Annotated in this window: 16 protein-coding genes and 1 pseudogene; 9 read left to right on the top strand and 8 right to left on the bottom strand. The window is 47.5% G+C overall.

The annotated features are described in order from the left end of the window. The 5 genes from IBT46_RS23605 to IBT46_RS27445 all read left to right on the top strand — a co-directional run. Positions 1-319: IS3 family transposase (locus tag IBT46_RS23605; protein ID WP_200547634.1), on the top strand; the 319-nt coding region annotated here is incomplete at its 5' end. Positions 320-405: 86 nt separating this feature from the next. Beyond that, on the top strand, positions 406-711 hold the full coding sequence (locus IBT46_RS23610) for a hypothetical protein (protein WP_200547635.1): 306 nt from the start codon (positions 406-408) through the stop codon (positions 709-711). Positions 712-766: 55 nt separating this feature from the next. Then, positions 767-1,243: a lipopolysaccharide assembly protein LapB gene (locus IBT46_RS23615; protein ID WP_200547636.1), complete on the top strand. Its 477-nt coding sequence runs from the start codon at positions 767-769 to the stop codon at positions 1,241-1,243. Between the two features lie 82 nt (positions 1,244-1,325). Next, positions 1,326-1,571, top strand: coding sequence for a hypothetical protein (locus IBT46_RS27440; protein WP_234480264.1), 246 nt, complete (start codon positions 1,326-1,328; stop codon positions 1,569-1,571). A gap of 94 nt (positions 1,572-1,665) precedes the next feature. Beyond that, on the top strand, positions 1,666-1,851 hold the full coding sequence (locus IBT46_RS27445) for an N-acetyltransferase (protein ID WP_234480265.1): 186 nt from the start codon (positions 1,666-1,668) through the stop codon (positions 1,849-1,851). Between the two features lie 16 nt (positions 1,852-1,867). Here the strand turns inward: IBT46_RS27445 and IBT46_RS23625 are convergent, their stop codons facing one another. Beyond that, entirely contained in the window at positions 1,868-2,194 is a 327-nt protein-coding gene (locus IBT46_RS23625; protein ID WP_200547637.1) for a chorismate mutase, read from the bottom strand. 322 nt (positions 2,195-2,516) lie between these two features. On the opposite strand from IBT46_RS23625, the gene IBT46_RS23630 reads away from it, so the two are divergent. The 4 genes from IBT46_RS23630 to IBT46_RS23645 all read left to right on the top strand — a co-directional run bounded on the left by IBT46_RS23630 (position 2,517) and on the right by IBT46_RS23645 (position 6,819). Next, a protein-coding gene (locus IBT46_RS23630; protein WP_200547638.1) for an IS3 family transposase occupies positions 2,517-3,664 on the top strand; the annotation gives its coding sequence in 2 pieces (ribosomal slippage) (positions 2,517-2,754 and positions 2,754-3,664; 1,149 coding nt in all). A gap of 3 nt (positions 3,665-3,667) precedes the next feature. After that, entirely contained in the window at positions 3,668-4,507 is an 840-nt protein-coding gene (locus IBT46_RS23635) for a TonB-dependent siderophore receptor (protein ID WP_370569522.1), read from the top strand. 61 nt (positions 4,508-4,568) lie between these two features. Further along, positions 4,569-6,233, top strand: coding sequence for an ABC transporter ATP-binding protein/permease (locus tag IBT46_RS23640; protein WP_200547639.1), 1,665 nt, complete (start codon positions 4,569-4,571; stop codon positions 6,231-6,233). A gap of 256 nt (positions 6,234-6,489) precedes the next feature. Then, positions 6,490-6,819: a hypothetical protein gene (locus IBT46_RS23645; protein ID WP_146114177.1), complete on the top strand. Its 330-nt coding sequence runs from the start codon at positions 6,490-6,492 to the stop codon at positions 6,817-6,819. A 2,012-nt stretch (positions 6,820-8,831) separates the two neighbouring features. On the opposite strand, the gene IBT46_RS23650 is transcribed toward IBT46_RS23645, so the two are convergent. The 7 genes and pseudogenes from IBT46_RS23650 to IBT46_RS23680 form a co-directional block, all read right to left on the bottom strand. Next, positions 8,832-9,728 (bottom strand): SDR family oxidoreductase, encoded by an 897-nt coding sequence (locus IBT46_RS23650; protein ID WP_200547694.1) that lies wholly within the window; start codon positions 9,726-9,728, stop codon positions 8,832-8,834. 16 nt (positions 9,729-9,744) lie between these two features. Continuing rightward, positions 9,745-9,950: pseudogene (locus IBT46_RS23655) on the bottom strand (Tn3 family transposase); the annotation flags it as partial. Positions 9,951-9,969: 19 nt separating this feature from the next. After that, positions 9,970-10,281, bottom strand: coding sequence for a hypothetical protein (locus tag IBT46_RS23660; RefSeq protein WP_200547640.1), 312 nt, complete (start codon positions 10,279-10,281; stop codon positions 9,970-9,972). Between the two features lie 42 nt (positions 10,282-10,323). Further along, complete coding sequence (tkt, locus tag IBT46_RS23665) at positions 10,324-12,315, bottom strand: transketolase (protein WP_200547641.1); 1,992 nt, start codon at positions 12,313-12,315, stop codon at positions 10,324-10,326. 34 nt (positions 12,316-12,349) lie between these two features. After that, entirely contained in the window at positions 12,350-13,312 is a 963-nt protein-coding gene (pfkA, locus tag IBT46_RS23670; RefSeq protein WP_200547642.1) for a 6-phosphofructokinase, read from the bottom strand. 186 nt (positions 13,313-13,498) lie between these two features. Then, positions 13,499-14,590 carry a glycerol dehydrogenase gene (locus IBT46_RS23675; RefSeq protein WP_200547643.1) on the bottom strand — a complete coding sequence of 364 codons (1,092 nt, stop codon included), beginning with the start codon at positions 14,588-14,590 and terminating at the stop codon, positions 13,499-13,501. Between the two features lie 18 nt (positions 14,591-14,608). After that, positions 14,609-17,302: a sigma-54-dependent transcriptional regulator gene (locus IBT46_RS23680; RefSeq protein WP_234480269.1), complete on the bottom strand. Its 2,694-nt coding sequence runs from the start codon at positions 17,300-17,302 to the stop codon at positions 14,609-14,611. Positions 17,303-17,363: the final 61 nt, after the last annotated feature.

Here is a 17,363-nt window from a genome sequence, read left to right on the forward strand (position 1 = left end):
GCGCAGGCGGCCAAAATACGTTATCGTTCATACGGATCGGGGCGGGCAATATTGCTCAGCGGACTATCAGGCGCTACTGAAGCGGCACAATCTGCACGGGAGCATGAGTGCCAGAGGGAACTGCTTTGATAACGCCTGCGCGGAGAGCTTCTTCCACTCGCTGAAGGTGGAATGCATCCATGGAGAACGTTTTACCAGCCGTGAAATGATGCGGGCAACGGTGTTTAATTATATAGAGTGTGATTACAATCGCTGGCGTCGTCACAGTGCCTGCGGCGGCCTCAGCCCGGAACAGTTCGAAAACCAGACCCTCGCTTAGGGATGTGTCCACATTACGTGGGTAGGATCACTTTCGGGGTCGAACTAAAAGGTACAAAGATCGAATTTTCGAATTGGGAGATACATATGCGTAAATATTTTCTGGCCTGTTTTTTTGCTCTGTGCACTTTTTCTGTGAGTGCCGGGCATGGTGGGGCTGGCGGTAAAGGTGGAGCCGCCGGTGATATGGGTAGGCAAGGTACAGACGGTGCTGACGGCGGAAATGGTTCGGATGGCGGCAGCGCAAGCAATACCCCCGGCAGGCCTGGTTGTCCGGGCGGAACAGACCCTGATTCTACTGGTAAATTTTATCTTCCGGGAACGAAACAGCAATGTAATCCGGGCAGGCAGGACTCGATGAAAAAACATCAGCCTGTGGTTGTCGGCGTCTGATTCGCAACAGACCGCCTTATGTTAAATCTATAAGTCCATAGGCGAGGATATTCCAATGACCAAAACTGTCGAAATCACCAATGCAATCGAACTTAGAAAAAAAGGATTTTTTGAAAAAAGTAGGAATGTCCTGTTGTCTTTGATCAGCAAAGGACAAGACTGCGGGATAATTTATCTCAATATCGCATGGGCATACGATAACCAAGGCTTAGAAGAAGAAGCTTTGGGTTATTATATGAAAGCCTTAAATGAGCCTTTATCAACAGACGATTATTTCGAGTCTAAATTTGGCCTTGCTTGTACTTATCGATGCTTAGGTGAGTTCAACAAAGCTAAGCTAATTTTCGAGGAACTTACTATTGAGTATCCCTCGAAAATAGAAATCATCCCTTTTTTTTCACTCTGCTTAATGTCTTTAGGTGAGAAAGATTCTGCATTCAAAATGCTATTGGAACTCTTGATAAAGTATCCGCCTACAGATGCTGTATCTAGCTATAGAAAAGCCCTTACAGGGTACGTCAATGAAATCTAAGAACTATTATGTTAAATACATTCGGGAAATTCCCGCGGAGATTAGTATTTTTAAATCACTCGGAAAATAAAGGATTTAATTCATGACATTAAGCATACGAGAAGCTGGCCTGACGGATTCAGTACTACTAAATGAACTTGGCTACAACATCTATCGCTCGAATTTCAGTCATATGTGGATCTCAGAATCCGAAATGGACGAATTTTTGGATGCTGAGTACTCATACCCAGTGCTTGAAAAAAGTTTGCAAGAAAGCGGTACATCCTGGTTTCTGGCAGAAGCAAACTACCCTGTCGGCTTTGCAAAAGTTACATGGGAAAGCCCCTGAGTCTGAACTGACCCCCGAGACTTACATTTCGGGTGTCTTGCTTAACAAGTTGTATCTGGCTCCGACAGAGACGGGTAAGAACTATGGGAAGATTATGTTTAAAAAATTTATAGAGCTTGCTCAGAGCCGTGGGAAAAAATATCTGTGGCTAGAAGTGCTTGAGCAGAACGAACGGGCTTACAGATTCTATGAAAAACAGGGGATGGTACACATCAAAGACACAGTCCTCAGAACTGCTTCACAAGAGAGCATTCTGAAGGTAATGGGAATGACCATTTGAGTTCGCTGCCGGGATGTTATGGTAAATCAGGTTGGGTTTCTTCCCAGTGCTTCATTTCTTCTGCGATAAACCAGTTAACAAGGTCTCTATAGATTTTTTCTATAAGGTCTGAGCTTAACCCCTGTTCTTCAGCCCAAGTTCTGCGCTCTTTCAGCATTGTGTCAAAGCGGGATTGAGCTTTGACCTGATCTGGTGATTTTTTGAATTGGGATGCCGCTTTAACAAATTCATACCGCTCACCAAGTAATGAGATCACCTCATGGTCGATACGATCTATTTCAGTTCTGATCTCTGACATGTCCATGCATTGGGTAGCTTTTTTCTCGCAAATTTTCTGAACCATGGTTGTCCTGTTGAGGTTTAGCTTATCGGTCTCGATAAGCTAACACAGCGATTTTGGTCAGAGTACGGGAAGTAGTGTTATGGTTAATGAGATAGCGTTCTTAAATTTCAGATTTTAGTAGGAATATAGTGGCCACTATAAACTGTGAAAAACGATAATTTATTTCTGTTGTTCCAGAGTTATTATATAATGCCACTTCACTGTTCAGTTAGGATATATCCTTCCATTGATACATTTTTTTTGTGGCAATCGAAAGTATTGAATCGCCACGGGTTTAACAGACACCTCGGAGTCATTTAAGATGGCTTAAAGAGAGGTGCCCATGAGCGGTAAGCGTTATCCCGAAGAGTTTAAAATTGAAGCAGTCAAACAGGTTGTTGATCGTGGTTATTCTGTTTCCAGCGTTGCAACACGTCTCGATATCACCACCCACAGCCTTTACGCCTGGATAAAGAAATACGGCCCGGATTCTTCCAATAATAAAGAACAGTCAGATGCTCAGGCCGAGATTCGCCGTCTCCAGAAAGAGCTGAAGCGTGTTACCGACGAACGGGACATATTAAAAAAAGCCGCGGCGTACTTCGCAAAGCTGTCCGACTGAGGTACGCTTTTATCCGTGACAACACCTGTTGTTGGCCTGTTCGCCTGCTCTGTCGGGTGCTGGATGTTCATCCCAGTGGCTTTTACGCCTGGCTTCAGCAGCCGCATTCACAACGCCATCAGACAGACCTGAGACTGACAGGACAGATTAAACAGTTCTGGCTGGAGTCGGGATGCGTCTATGGTTATCGCAAGATCCATCTGGATCTGCGGGACACCGGGCAACAGTGCGGAGTCAACAGAGTCTGGCGACTGATGAAACGTGCCGGGATAAAGGCTCAGGTCGGATACCGGAGCCCGCGGGCACGTAAAGGCGAGGCCTGTATCGTGTCGCCCAACAGGCTCCAGCGACAGTTCAATCCGAATGCTCCGGATGAGCGTTGGGTAACGGACATCACCTACATCAGGATCCACGAAGGCTGGCTGTATCTTGCCGTGGTTGTTGATCTGTTCTCACGCAAAATTATCGGCTGGTCGATGCAATCCCGGATGACAAAGGACATTGTCCTGAACGCATTGCTGATGGCTGTATGGCGGCGTAATCCCCAAAAACAGGTGCTGGTTCACTCTGATCAGGGCAGTCAGTACACAAGCCATGAGTGGCAGTCGTTCCTGAAATCACACGGCCTGGAGGGGAGCATGAGCCGTCGCGGTAACTGCCACGATAATGCGGTTGCAGAAAGCTTTTTCCAGTTGTTGAAGCGTGAACGGATAAAGAAAAAGATCTATGGAACGCGGGAAGAAGCCCGCAGCGATATTTTTGATTACATCGAAATGTTTTATAACAGTAAGCGCCGGCATGGTTCGAGTGATCAGATGCCACCGACGGAATATGAAAATCAATATTATCGACGGCTCAGAAGTGTCTAGATTATCCGTGGCGATTCATACAGTTATGATTACTATTATGACAACCACCGAAACAGCGCCTCTAACGAACATACCAGCCTGCACGTAAACGATAAATTCGTTCCCTACGGCGGCCTGCTATGGGATTTTTCCACTAACTACACCTGGTATCTCAGCTACGCCGATATCTACAAGCCGCAAAGCGAGCGGGACAACAACAACAATATTCTTCCGGCCATCACCGGCGTCAATTATGAAACAGGAGTAAAAGGCGAATTTCTGAATGGCGATCTGAACGCCTCACTGGCGTTGTTCCGCATCATTCAGTCCAACCGCGCCCTTTCCGAGCCTGACAGCTCGGTATGTATAGATGCCGACAGCGGCTGCTACAGCTCTGAGGGTAAGGTGCGCAGTCAGGGCGTCGAGCTTGAAATAGCAGGTCAGCTCACCGAAGGCTGGCAGATACAGGCAGGCTACACGCTAACTAACAGCAAATATCTGGAGGCAACTGAGAGTCAAAAAGCGGCTGGATTCAGCCCGCGCACTCCTAAGCACATGTTCAAACTTTACAGCAGCTACACGCTGCCCGGGGATTTGAGCAAGTGGACTATCGGTGCAGGTCTGACGGCGCAGACTGCTACAGCAACCTACATCAATCGTACCTATGGATTGTCTCAGGGTGGTTACACTCTGTTGAACGCCAACGTGAGCTACCGTTACAACGATAACCTGAGCTTCAACTTGGTGGGTAACAACCTGACTGACAAGATTTATTACCGCAATCTGGTTAACCGCCATCTTGGGGGCAACAACTTCTATGGTGATCCGCGCAACTTTTTACTGACCGCGAAATATACCTTTTAATTACCTCCTTACACCTGATGGAATGCGATCTGCTGCTGGCAGATCGCTGGTTTGATGCCTGATGCAATCACTTAAACGTTTTTATTATCTCATTTCCCCTTTCTGGGGGACCCGAAGAGCTGCTCTTAACTGGCTTTTACTACTGATGATTGTTGTCCTGACGTTATCGGTGGTGGCCATCAGCGTTTTGTATAATAACTGGAGCAAAGATTTTTATGATGCGTTGGCTGATTATTTTCAGCATGCATCTGTTGCTACCTTAGCTCAGCGCTATGCGGGCTATACAGGGCTGTTTGTTCTTACTATCGTCTGCGGAAACTGGCTGAAAAAGTTGCTAATCATACGTTGCCGCCATGAAATGACGCAGCATTTTGAAAAAATGTGGTTGACAGGCAGTGCCCACTATCGGCTCAGTATGACCAGTGAGCCCGACAATCCGGATCAGCGAATTGCTGAAGACATAAATCTGTTAATTGAACAAAGTCTGGGGTTGTTACTTTCGCTGGTAAAAAATACTGCTCGTCTGTTTTCATTCATCACTATTCTCTGGCAGCTTTCCGGCGTGCATACACTGCACGTCAGCGAGCATCTGATCATAACCATCCACGGATATCTGGTATGGATTGCGCTGGGATATGCCATTGTGAGCAGTGCACTTACTCATCTCTTCGGTCGTCGTTTGCACAGGCTTAACGTGGAACAACAACATGCTGAAGCAGACTACCGCGCTACGCTTCTGCGCGTGCGGGAACATGGCGAACAGATCGCTTTCTATCGCGGGGAAAAGGCAGAGAAAAAACGAATGCAGCAACGTTTTATGACCATTACGAAAAACTGGCGGAGCCTTATGGCTCAGGAATTCCGACTGGAGACTTTCACAACTTTTTACTTCCGGTTTAGTCTGATGATCCCGGTTTTCGCTGTACTACCATTGTACCTGTCGCGTCTGGTCTCGCTGGGTGCGATTATGCAGGCTCGGGCAGCTTTCGGCTATGTGCTGGATGCCTTTGGCTGGTTTATCGACTCTTATCGCCAGTTAGCACGATGGTCTGCCACCGTTGAACGTCTGTGGGAATTCCAGCACAGCCTGCAAGATTTACCGACTTTTCCGACAATTCCCTGTGCAGGTAAAGAGCTGAACATCTCAGGTCTGACGGTAATCAAGCCCGGCGGCACAACTTTGTTTTCGTCCTTTACAGCCAAACTAATGCCTGGTGAATGGGCCTTACTCTCAGCTCCCAGCGGTAGCGGCAAGACAACACTTTTGCGAACACTGGCCGGTCTTTGCCCTGCCGCATCGGGCAAGTGGTGTATTCCTGCAGGGGGCATGATGTGTCTGCCACAAAAAAACTATTTACCGCAGGATACGCTGAGTCGTGTGCTGAGCTATCCGCTGGCGCAAACCCCAGATAAATCGCAACTGTACCGGGTTTTAACCAGGGTTGGACTGGAATCACTCTGCCTTCGGTTGGATGATGTATGTGACTGGGACCGGGTTTTATCTGGCGGCGAGCAACAACGTCTGGCTCTGGCCCGCGCCCTGTTATTGCGCCCTGCTCTGTTGTGTCTGGACGAGGCAACCAGCAATCTGGAAGACGCAACTGCCATTAGACTGCTCAAACTGCTACGACAAGAAATGCCAGAAACGATAGTACTGGCCATCAGCCATCAGCCTGCCGTCCACGCACAATTTGAACATCACTGGCTGTTATCATCGCAGTACTGACAGCGGGAAAAAAGATGGTGCCCATGTGGATTCAGGCCCTCTGCCATCGTCTGTTGGCAAATGCTCAGGTCTCTGCAGGCAGGCTTGGCTGCTGGCTGCTGCATTGTTGATTTTTCGCAACCTCGGTTGGAGAAGCTGGATCCTTTGACAAATACAATTCATTTAATTATATTGAAAAATTCATTAAATTGAGCTTGCTGTTAATTTTGGCTCATAAATGAAATGCTTGAATAATAAATAACATGGAAATTTTTAGATGAAAAGAAAAATTATTTTAAAAGCGTTACTTGTCTCCACTATGTTATCTGGGTGTGGAATGGTTGATAATGCTATCAGAGGAGATGAAAACCTTAAAGAAAAAGCTGCATTTGCTTTGGGAACCACCTCAGATAAAATAACGATAAGCAACAGAAAGGCTGATATAGACTCGGTTAAATTCAATGCAACCACGAAAGGTAAAGTATATCAATGCTATTATACCACCGCAGGTATAAGTAGCGATGCATTATGTTCTCCAACGGACGGTTCCAGTTTGCCGGCTGGATCGCAATGTAATGCTTTACTTAAAGCAGCCAATAAGTGTTGATTTGTTTGTTGTTATAAATTTTAACATGAGCATACATTTCAGATGTTGGTAATGCATGCTCATATTAAAAATCCTGTTCTTTGAACTCCTATGAAAGGCCAGCTTCAGCCATAACAATATGTGTTTGTTATTTTTGCAACCCATTTAAAAAACAATCATCAATAGAAGTGTCCAGGATTTATCGTAGCAATGTACTTCAGGGTGTAAAATAAATAGTTGGCCCGAGGGGAATCCGGTACAGGTAACACACCCAAATAATTCATATATTTGTTCCTTACATGATTTAATTCTGCCATCCAGGTTTCATATCATGAAAATAAGATATGATTGCAGGGAATACAAAGACCTTTCATTGAAGTCAAATACCGTCAAGCAAAGCTCGTGGGACTGCTGCAGATGGCGCCCACAGAGAAATCACAACTGGAAGATCCTTTACAACGCCGCTGATGAGCGTAAGGGATAGTGCGCTGCAGTTATACCAGATTGCATGGTTATTCCATAATCAACTTCAGTTTTCTCACAACTGTAGCGCTTAGGCTGCATGGTTTCAAAATCGCTTCAAGTACAGGAAATTTTCAAAATCACAGTTCCTTGAGTGGAAAAGACAATTTTTGACGCGCAAAGACATTCATTATTCTGATGAACTTAAATAAGATGATTAAATCACTACCATGAACAGGTGCAACCAACCCTAAAAATATCTATCTTAATGCATACAAGCCCCCCTGTTTTTATAAATAAAAAAACCAATAAATGCATTCAACATTTCATAGTTGATGCTCGATAAACTGATGCACAGCAGGTCTGGTAATGAACGACTTTATTTTGTTGATTTCAGCAATAATTCTTGTTTTCATTTCTTTCTACAGTCTCTTTTCATATAGAAGAGATTTAAAACTCACCAGGTTCCCCAAAAGAAGAAGATAAGAAGTTACGAGGCATGATATCCAACAGGTCTTAATTTAAATGATCACCTTAATTGATTTTCTATTTTAATTTATTTATCTGACTTTTACTGAGGCGGGCTTTGGGATGAAATTTTCACCCAAAGCCTTTCAGTTCTGATCGCTAAATTAGAATTCTGAAAAAGTCAGTTATCTTGATGTATAAATATTCCAGAAAGTAAGAATTTAATCAACAACTATGGATTGTCGGTATTTTAAGAAAAAAAGGATATTTTTTTAATCAAATAACCCGAAATGAGTAGTAAACCTTCCATCCACATAACCCTCTAAAAGCAGTAACGAATTGGTTTCTAATATCGCTTATATCTGATAGTATTATCAGGATAAATATTCTCAACTTGTGGTATCCACGGAGATGCGGGAATTTACGATCTTCGGATCAGTTCACCATTACAGTCAGATCATTCGTCCGGCAATGACAAATGGCTTTTTCAGTGCAGGTGTCAATATTTCAGGGGACTATTACGTCATTCCAAAAGGACCTACCAGATATTTTACATCGTATGCAATCTGTTATGCGGTTCATGCCACTGCCACACTGTATAAAAAGTCAGTCATATTCCCTCGCTTCCGGTCTCATCACGCCACTTAGAGCTCGTTTTTACAGTAATATAAGGCTCAGCTCGTTCTTACCGACAGTGCCTTTAGAATTCATTAGTAACTCGTATTGTGGGAGAGAATCCACCGGAGTACTGTAAACCCATTCTGCTGTAACCAAACTGACATCCGGTGCATAAAGCTGTTTCAGACACGATGGTCTCGGAACGAGACTCTCGTTATGTAAAATTATTTGCTCGGATTTGTCGTAAAAAATACGGCCAGGGAATCAGTCAGGCATTGGAGAAGAACCGGGTTTAAGAGCAGACCACAAGTCTGTACAGAGCATTATCAGTCCGTTCAACAGCCTCAACAAAAGCCTTATGGGGTGACTCTGCAAGTCTGAACTCTCTTACCGGCGACGTACAACTCGTTTATTATATCATTTGTACTGAATGCTGAGAAAACAGAGTTGCTCGTAACAACTCTGTTTTCAGGAACTGAGGAGGGTCAGACCGTACCGGTGCCACCATCGGAGCACCAAATCTGACCAGAAGTGAAGCTGTTACTGGTTTCTGCGAAAGTGACATAGAGCGGTGCAATTTCCACCGGCTGGCCTGGACGGCCCAGCGGTGCCGTTGCACCAAACTGCTCAACTTTATCCTGAGGCTGCCCCCCGCATATCTGAAGTGGAGTCCAGTATGGGCCCGGTGCTACAGCATTAACGCGGATCTGCTGCTCACCCAGTTGCTTGGCGAGAGCTTTAGTAAATGCTGCTATCGCGGCTTTTGTCTGAGCGTAGTCCAGTAAAATAGCGCTCGGTTCATAAGCCTGTACTGAGGTAGTGTTGATGATTGAAGAACCTGCGGGCAGGTATTCGAGTGCTGCTTTAGTTATCCAGAACATGGCATAGACGTTGGTCTTGAAGGTCGCGTCAAAATCTTCTGAGGAGAGCGTAAGAATTGATTCGTTAAATTGCTGACGTCCGGCATTATTTACCAGAATATCAAGGCCGTTTAGTTGGCTGACAGCTTCTTTGACCAGTTTATTGCAAAAATCTTCGGACTGAATATCGCCAGGAATAGCGACAGCTTTTCGACCTTCTGCTTCGATTAGTTTCACAACCTCTGCTGCATCCTGCTCTTCATCTGGCAGATAGTTAATAGCTACATCAGCACCTTCACGGGCATAAGCAATGGCTACCGCACGACCAATCCCCGAATCTCCACCTGTAATCAGCGCTTTTCGGCCAGTCAGGCGCCCTGTTCCTCGGTAGCTGACCTCACCATGATCCGGACGTGGCTCCATTTTGCTGGACAGGCCAGGAAATGGCTGAATTTGTTTTGTAAATGGAGGGACTGCAAATTCCTGTGTGATGAGCGTTTTATTAGGGGTTAGTTTGGATATCGAAAATTATTGTACGTTAAGGTTGTTTTTTGACCTTTCTACTTTAGCGGGCCTCAGCCGACGGAATTTACCGGAAGCCGGTATCCGGTTGCTTTTCCAGATATAATCGCCTGTCAGATTGATGTGCTACCAGCCTAACGGCGACAAATGCGACAGCAGTTGTTCGTTGATCTTTAGTCCCTTACGCTTCAGGGCATCGATCGCCCTTTCCATATACACCGTACCCTCGGTGAGGCGCTGGTCATCTTCTCTTTAATGATGAGTATGACTGCCAGCGGGAACTGTCTGTAAGTACGGGGGACAGGTTGAGCATAAAAACCGGTTTTCCCGAACTTTTGTTAATTCTCATAAATTCCTCTACAAGCCAGAGTATCTCCGCATGCGTGATTCTGGAAAAAGCTTTCTGCTTTTGCGCCGTATACAGCCAGTTGATGATAAATCTTTTTCTCTGCGATTCCGTTTCAATAGGGATACAATTTTTGCGTAGCCGCAATGCTACAATCAGGCAGTAATAAAAATGGTTAATATCCCGCAAATCTTTTGTCAGGTTCATCACTGTTTCATCAATTGCCCCCCGAGGGAGGCAGTTAAAAGGTTACAGGAGCGATACCGCCGCATTAAACACGCGGTCCGCCGTGATACCAAAGATCCCAAACAGCTGTTCGGCCGGCGCCGACTCGCCGAAAGTGGTCATACCAACCACAACGCCGTTCAGGCCAACATATTTATACCAGTAGTCTGCAATTCCGGCTTCAACAGCGACGCGAGCAGTCACTCCTTTTGGCAGCACGGATTCGCGATACGCGGCATCCTGTTTATCAAACGTATCCGTCGATGGCAGGGAAACCACGCGGGCCCGCACGCCTTCCGCTGTCAGTTTTTCCCAGGCAGTGACGGCCAGTTCGACTTCCGAGCCTGTCGCAATGAGGATAACGTCCGGATCACGGTTACTGTCTTTGAGGACATACCCGCCACGTGCAATATTCGCCAGCTGTTCTGGTGTACGCTCCTGCTGTGCCAGGTTCTGACGGGAAAGGATCAGCGCGGTCGGGCCGTCCTGACGCTCAACACCGTATTTCCATGCCACCGCGGACTCCACCTGGTCACACGGTCGCCAGGTGCTCATGTTCGGTGTCAGGCGCAGAGAAGCTACCTGTTCGACCGGCTGGTGCGTCGGACCGTCTTCACCCAGACCGATTGAGTCGTGGGTATACACCAAAACCTGACGTTGCTTCATCAGAGCCGCCATACGTACCGCATTACGGGCATATTCCACAAACATCAGGAAGGTGGACGTATAGGGCAGGAAGCCGTCGTGCAGCGCAATGCCGTTAGCCATCGCGGTCATGCCGAATTCCCGCACGCCATAGTGGATGTAGTTCCCGCCAGTATCTTCGTTGATGGGTTTAGAACCGCTCCACAACGTTAGGTTGCTGGGGGCCAGATCCGCAGAGCCGCCGAGAAACTCCGGCAGGAGCGGGCCAAATGCTTCAATGGCGTTTTGTGACGCTTTACGGCTGGCGATCTTCGCCGGGTTTGCCTGCAGACTGGCGATAAAATCCGTCGCTTTCGCGCTGAAATCGGCCGGCAGGTCACCTTTAATGCGGCGTGAGAACTCTGCTGCCTCTTGCGGGAACGCCTTTGCGTAGGCAGTGAAGCGATCGTTCCAGGCCGCTTCTTTTGCCAGTCCGGCTTCTTTCGCATCCCACTGTGCGTAAATGTCTGACGGGATTTCGAACGGTGCGTGTGGCCAGCCAAGATGTTCACGCGCAGCAGCGATTTCGCTGTCCCCAAGAGGGGCTCCGTGAACATCATGGGTACCGGCTTTATTTGGCGAACCGAAGCCAATCACGGTTTTACAAAGGATAAGCGTTGGCATGGTCGTGATTGATTTGGCCACATTGATGGCTGCATGAATGGAATCTGCATCATGACCGTCCACGCCACGAACGACGTGCCAGCCATAGGCTTCAAACCGCTTCGCCGTGTCATCCGTGAACCAGCCCTCTACATGGCCATCAATGGATATACCGTTGTCATCATAGAACGCGATCAGCTTGCCGAGTTTCAGGGTACCGGCCAGGGAGCATGCTTCATGGGAGATCCCTTCCATCATGCAGCCATCCCCCATGAACGCATAGGTATGGTGATCAACGATGTCATGACCCGGGCGATTGAACTGCGCCGCCAGCGTTTTTTCCGCAATGGCCATGCCTACCGCATTGGCAATCCCCTGGCCCAACGGACCTGTCGTGGTTTCCACGCCTGCGGTATACCCCACTTCCGGATGTCCCGGGGTCTTCGAGTGCAGCTGGCGGAAGTTTTTAAGTTCGCCGATCGGCAGATCATAACCGGTGAGATGCAGCAGGCTGTAAATCAGCATGGATCCGTGCCCGTTAGACAGGACAAAACGGTCACGGTCAGCCCAGGACGGGTTCTGCGGGTTATGATTCAGGAAATCACGCCACAGAACTTCGGCAATGTCAGCCATCCCCATCGGGGCGCCCGGGTGACCGGATTTGGCTTTCTGTACGGCATCCATGCTCAGAAATCTGATTGCATTTGCCAGCGTTTTTCTGTCTTTCATAACCAACCTCTGTCATTTAAGGGATCATAATTATTCAAAATAATCGTTGTGCGCACGCCAGCCAGTCGCCTTTAAAGGGGCGTTTAAGGGTGGTCACCGCTTCGGTGATATCGTGATGAACGAGCTGCTCGTTGCAGATACCAATGCACCGTCCGCCGTAGCCCTGTAATAACAGGTCAACGGCATAGGCCCCCATTCGTGAGGCGAGAATGCGATCGTAGGGAACCGGTGCCCCGCCTCGCTGGACATGACCCAGAACGGTGGCTTTTGTTTCCCGGCCGGTTTTATCCTGAATGTACGTCGCTAGCGCATTCACATCACACATATGCTCCGTGACGACAACCAGCGCATGTTTCTTCCCTTTTGAAATCCCCAGCTGGATTTGTGTCAGCAAATCGTCCGGTTTAAATTCAATTTCGGGAACGGCAACAAATTCGCAGCCGCCAGCAATGGCAGCAGAAAGGGTCAGGTCACCGCAGTATCTGCCCATAATTTCAATGACATAAATACGCTGATGAGAGCTTGAGGTATCACGTATGCGGTCTATCGCTTCCACGGCTGTGCTCAGTGCCGTCATATAACCGATCGTGTAATCGGTACCCGCAACATCATTATCGATGGTACCGGGCAGGCCAATGCAGGGAAAACCCATTTGCGTCAGGCAATGGGCTCCCATGTACGAACCGTCACCGCCAATAACCACCAGGGCATTAATACCACGCGCTTCGAGATTCTGGATGGCGACCTGGCGGACAGACTCATCACGAAATTCCGGAAAACGGGCAGAGCCCAGGAATGTCCCGCCACGATTAATCACATCGGAAACACTGTATCGGTCCAGCGGGACCATTTTGTTTTCGTGCAGTCCCAGGTAACCGTCATAGATACCGAACACCTCCAGTCCTTCTGACAAAGCTGAACGGGTGACGCTGCGGATGGCCGCATTCATGCCGGGGGCATCGCCACCGCTGGTCAGAATCCCAATCTTTTTAATCACGGTCCCTCCTGAATCATTGTGTGTACTCAACTGATGGCAGCGTCTTCAGAAAAAGCTTCCTGCCTGTCACCTTGCAGAGACCGGTTCTCCTGACAATCAGGACTGCTCAGTCCAGAAAAAAACGATCCGAAGACGCTGATATCAGTCTGGTACGGCCGGTAGATTCTCTACCGGCCTGATTGCGTGTTACTGACGATGCAGACCATACGCATCGGCGGCCCGTAATGCTGCCAGAATACGTTCCGGAGTCACTGTATAAGGCTCATTGTGCATGGTCTCTCCTTCCTGGCAGGAAGCCGTTGCCACAGCCAGCAGCTGCGCATCACTGACATTCCCTAGACCAATCTGGGCCAAAGTGGTTGGCAGCCCGACGGATTCACAAAAGGTGTATACGGTGTCAATGAGCGCTGGTTCACGATCGGTCAGCATCAGCATGGCGAGCGTACCAAACGCCACTTTCTCTCCGTGCCAGTAACCGTGCGTTTCCGGTAAGACGGTCAGTCCGTTATGAATGGCATGCGCTGCGGCCAGGCCTCCACTTTCAAACCCGAGGCCCGACAGCAGCGTGTTAGCTTCAACAACATGCTCGAGGGCAGGGGTGACCATCTTCTGTTCACAGGCCGCTTTGGCGAGCACCCCGTACTTCAGCAGCACGTCAAAACACATGCGCGCCAGGCCAAATGCAGTCATCGGGCCAGGACGGGTTGTCATATTCCCCGCGCCCTTGATGCGGCAGTCTTCAGCTTCGAACCAGGTTGCCAGAGCATCGCCCATACCCGACACCAGGAAGCGTGCAGGCGCATTGGCGATAATCTGGGTATCGACCAGGACCAGCATAGGGTTTTGCGGGATCATCAGGTAGCGCTTGAATTTACCTTCACGGGTGTAGATCACCACCAGTGAGCTGCACGGGGCATCGGTTGAGGCCAGTGTCGGCACGATAACAATCGGGAGTCCCAGCGCGGCCCCGGTGGCTTTAGCCGTATCGAGGGTTTTCCCGCCACCAATCCCGACAATCACATCCGCTTCAAACGCTTTGGTTAAGCCTGAAATCCGCTCAATCTCTTCATCGCAGCATTCACTGCAAAAAACCTCTGATTGCGTGGCAATTTTGTTGGCCAGCAAGGCATCGATACGAGGCCCGATGAGTTTATTTACCGTTGGATCCTGAACAATAAATGCCCGCTTGCCCAGGCGTAAAAGCTCCTCTGCAATGCATTCATCAAGCGCGTTTGCGCCCTGTACATAACGTCCTGGGAAAATCGCTGTAGTTACCATAATAATTTCCTTAAGTAATCACTTGTTGGATTGTTTAAAAAATTTTGCGATGACGTTCAGCTCCGCATTGTTTACCACCACTGAATATTTCTCACACAGTGGCATGACATGATTCATCAGTATGCGATTGACGGGCGAGTCAGGTTCTTCCATTTTTTCAGGAGAGTTATTATTGTGCGTAGAAGACAGGCGGTCGATCAGACATGCCATGTGCATGCAGATACCGATAATCATATTACTTGTAACACTGATATTCAGATTTTCTGCGCATTGCTGAATAAAATGGCGTATCTCCGGAATAATTTCGACCGGAGAAATAGTATTAAGCATGCTGCGCAGAGGGTCGATCATCAGTTGTGCGGTGGTTTCCGTATCAATTAACTGCTGCAACTGACTGATTCCGGCATCGGTCGATGCGATATTGACATTAAAAACCGGAACCGATAAAGAAAGCTCTAATGGTGAGATGGCGGCGATAACAATATGCGTTGAGGCTATCTGGTCATATTCACGCATAAATTGATTTGCGTCGGTAAATTCCACCGGGATGACATCAAGATAGTTTTTCCGATATGAAAAGGATTCCTCAATAATATTCTGGAGCACTTTCGCGGCCCCTTCACCGGACGTACAAATCGTCAGAATGGCCAGCTTTCGTTCAGCCGCCGCAGCCGTTGCCACTGCGTCAGCAGGCTGCTCCAGAATGCTAAATACATTCAACACTTCGTTATACAGATCATCAGCTTTCAGACCGGAAATCGATTTTTGAACAGCCTCGATGACGTGCAGCGTACTGACAAGCTGAAGGGTTCTTGTTCGGATGCCTGTGTGTTCTTCGATGACTTTTCCAATGTGAGTTAACGATCCCATATCCACAAGAAGCAGCACATCAGAGATATGCTCTTCGCTGTTAATAAAGTCAATAATGTTATCCGTAATGAGCTGGGGTTTAACATCCAGCGGCAGATTAAATCCGTGGGCAATGTTTACTCCCATCAGATGATTTGCTGTTTCGGCGATGGAAGACGCAGCCGCTTCTCCGTGCATGACTACAATCACTTTCGTATGAGTATTTTTCCGGTTGCTGACTTCATCATACATCAGGATCATGGCCAGGAACCCTGCCTCGTCAATGGGCAGAGTGACTTCAAGCTGACGTTCAATCAGCCGTAAGGAATCCAGTGCAAGATTAAATAAGCGAGGCAATTCGACGCGAATTTTATTAAGATTTGGATGATATATTTTTTTATTCGCCTTCACCCTGTCAAGGGTGCTTTCAATATGCTTGGCGAGTGCATACTTGAATTCAGTGCGAAAACTTTTGTGTAGCTCCGCTTCACAGAGGGTGATGATATCATCAGCCAGTGAAAGAATATTTCCGCTGATCAGATTTTCAATTTTGTAGTTCGAATGTTTATTTGCATGATTATAGTTTTCCCGGAAGAAAGTCGTAATCGCGTTCTCCACATCAACCAGTTCAGGCATGTTCTCCGGAGAAGAGCTTTCAAATAATTCATGCAAAGCATCATATACGGAATTATCATCCAGTTCGGCAGCATAATCATAGGCCTGATCGGGGTAATAAACCGACACAGCCGTTTTGGCTGGCATATACCCATTCCAGACTTTCCGGTGCTCGACATTCTCAAGCAATGCGGCTTTCACATGCTCAGGAAGAATACGGCTGACAACTGAAATATTTGGTTTTTTACCTGATATATATTCAGCGTAGGCATTAGCACAGGCAAATTTAATGTCTGTGCGAAGCTGCCCAATGTTGCTTTCACACTCATAACTCATGAACGCATTCAGACTGTTTGCTGAAACATGAACAGGGGCATTCAGGTGCTGAGCTTCCGAATTTATGAAAAAATTAACGAGATTATTTTTTTCCTGAAAGGTTCTTTCCTTAAGGGAAGGCAACCGGATGATCATCGGGAAGCGACGGGTAAAGGTGCGCAGGAGATGGGATTCTGGTTTTTCCGTGGTCGCCGCGAAAATACGCACATCGGCCTGGCGCAAGGTATCCGTTTCCCCCATGCGACGAAAGGTGCCTTTATCAATAAAGGTAAAGAACATCTCCTGTCCTTCCGGAGGCAGGCGATGGACTTCATCAAGAAAAAGGATCCCGCCATGCGCCTTTTCAATTAGCCCCACCCGATTCTCATCCAGACCGGTATAGGCCCCTTTTTTACTGCCAAACAGCTGGGAAACCAGTAGCTGAGGGTTGTTGGCGTAATCAGCGCAGTTGAATACAATAAGATTAGAATTATTCTTAACCAGCTGATTATCTTTTGCAAAATCGTATAGTAATTCCGCAAACATAGATTTCCCGACCCCGGTTTCACCCAGAATGAGAATGTTCATACCATTCGGGGGATACAAAACAGCCGCTTTGGCCTGTTCAATCGCGGCGTACAGACTGGGATTATCTTCACTAAATTTACCCAGCACGGACTTTTTCTGCGTGTCGTTCGTGACTGCTTTCAGGGGGGCTGGGGCGGGTTTACGTTCATCATGAGGCTGTTCAACAGGGTAGAAGCGCACGGGTTTACCATGTACTTTCTTAACCTTACCGGACAACGTCAGTTTATTCAGCTCATGGCTGACATTTGCTCTTGAATAACCGAGTAAATCAGCAAGATCCTGGGCTGTCACTCCACCAGGTTCCTGCATCGACTGAAGTTTTTTAAAAATGCGGTCAATTCTCATCACAAATGTTCCATCCAACGTATAGATAACTCACTAAAACATAACCTAATTTTAATTGTTT

Origin of the sequence: Erwinia sp. S38 (assembly GCF_016624545.1) — a bacterium.
Taxonomy (GTDB): Bacteria; Pseudomonadota; Gammaproteobacteria; order Enterobacterales; family Enterobacteriaceae; genus Erwinia; species Erwinia coffeiphila.

Excerpts from the sequence above, each read along its gene's own strand:
- IBT46_RS23610 (WP_200547635.1), top strand. The coding sequence starts at position 406 with ATGCGTAAATATTTTCTGGCCTGTTTTTTTGCTCTGTGCACTTTTTCT.
- IBT46_RS23645 (WP_146114177.1), top strand. The coding sequence starts at position 6,490 with ATGAAAAGAAAAATTATTTTAAAAGCGTTACTTGTCTCCACTATGTTA.
- IBT46_RS23675 (WP_200547643.1), bottom strand. The coding sequence starts at position 14,590 with ATGGTAACTACAGCGATTTTCCCAGGACGTTATGTACAGGGCGCAAAC.
- IBT46_RS23615 (WP_200547636.1), top strand. The coding sequence starts at position 767 with ATGACCAAAACTGTCGAAATCACCAATGCAATCGAACTTAGAAAAAAA.
- tkt (WP_200547641.1), bottom strand. The coding sequence starts at position 12,315 with ATGAAAGACAGAAAAACGCTGGCAAATGCAATCAGATTTCTGAGCATG.
- IBT46_RS27445 (WP_234480265.1), top strand. The coding sequence starts at position 1,666 with ATGTTTAAAAAATTTATAGAGCTTGCTCAGAGCCGTGGGAAAAAATAT.
- IBT46_RS23660 (WP_200547640.1), bottom strand. The coding sequence starts at position 10,281 with ATGAACCTGACAAAAGATTTGCGGGATATTAACCATTTTTATTACTGC.
- IBT46_RS23680 (WP_234480269.1), bottom strand. The coding sequence starts at position 17,302 with ATGAGAATTGACCGCATTTTTAAAAAACTTCAGTCGATGCAGGAACCT.
- IBT46_RS27440 (WP_234480264.1), top strand. The coding sequence starts at position 1,326 with ATGACATTAAGCATACGAGAAGCTGGCCTGACGGATTCAGTACTACTA.
- IBT46_RS23640 (WP_200547639.1), top strand. The coding sequence starts at position 4,569 with ATGCAATCACTTAAACGTTTTTATTATCTCATTTCCCCTTTCTGGGGG.
- IBT46_RS23625 (WP_200547637.1), bottom strand. The coding sequence starts at position 2,194 with ATGGTTCAGAAAATTTGCGAGAAAAAAGCTACCCAATGCATGGACATG.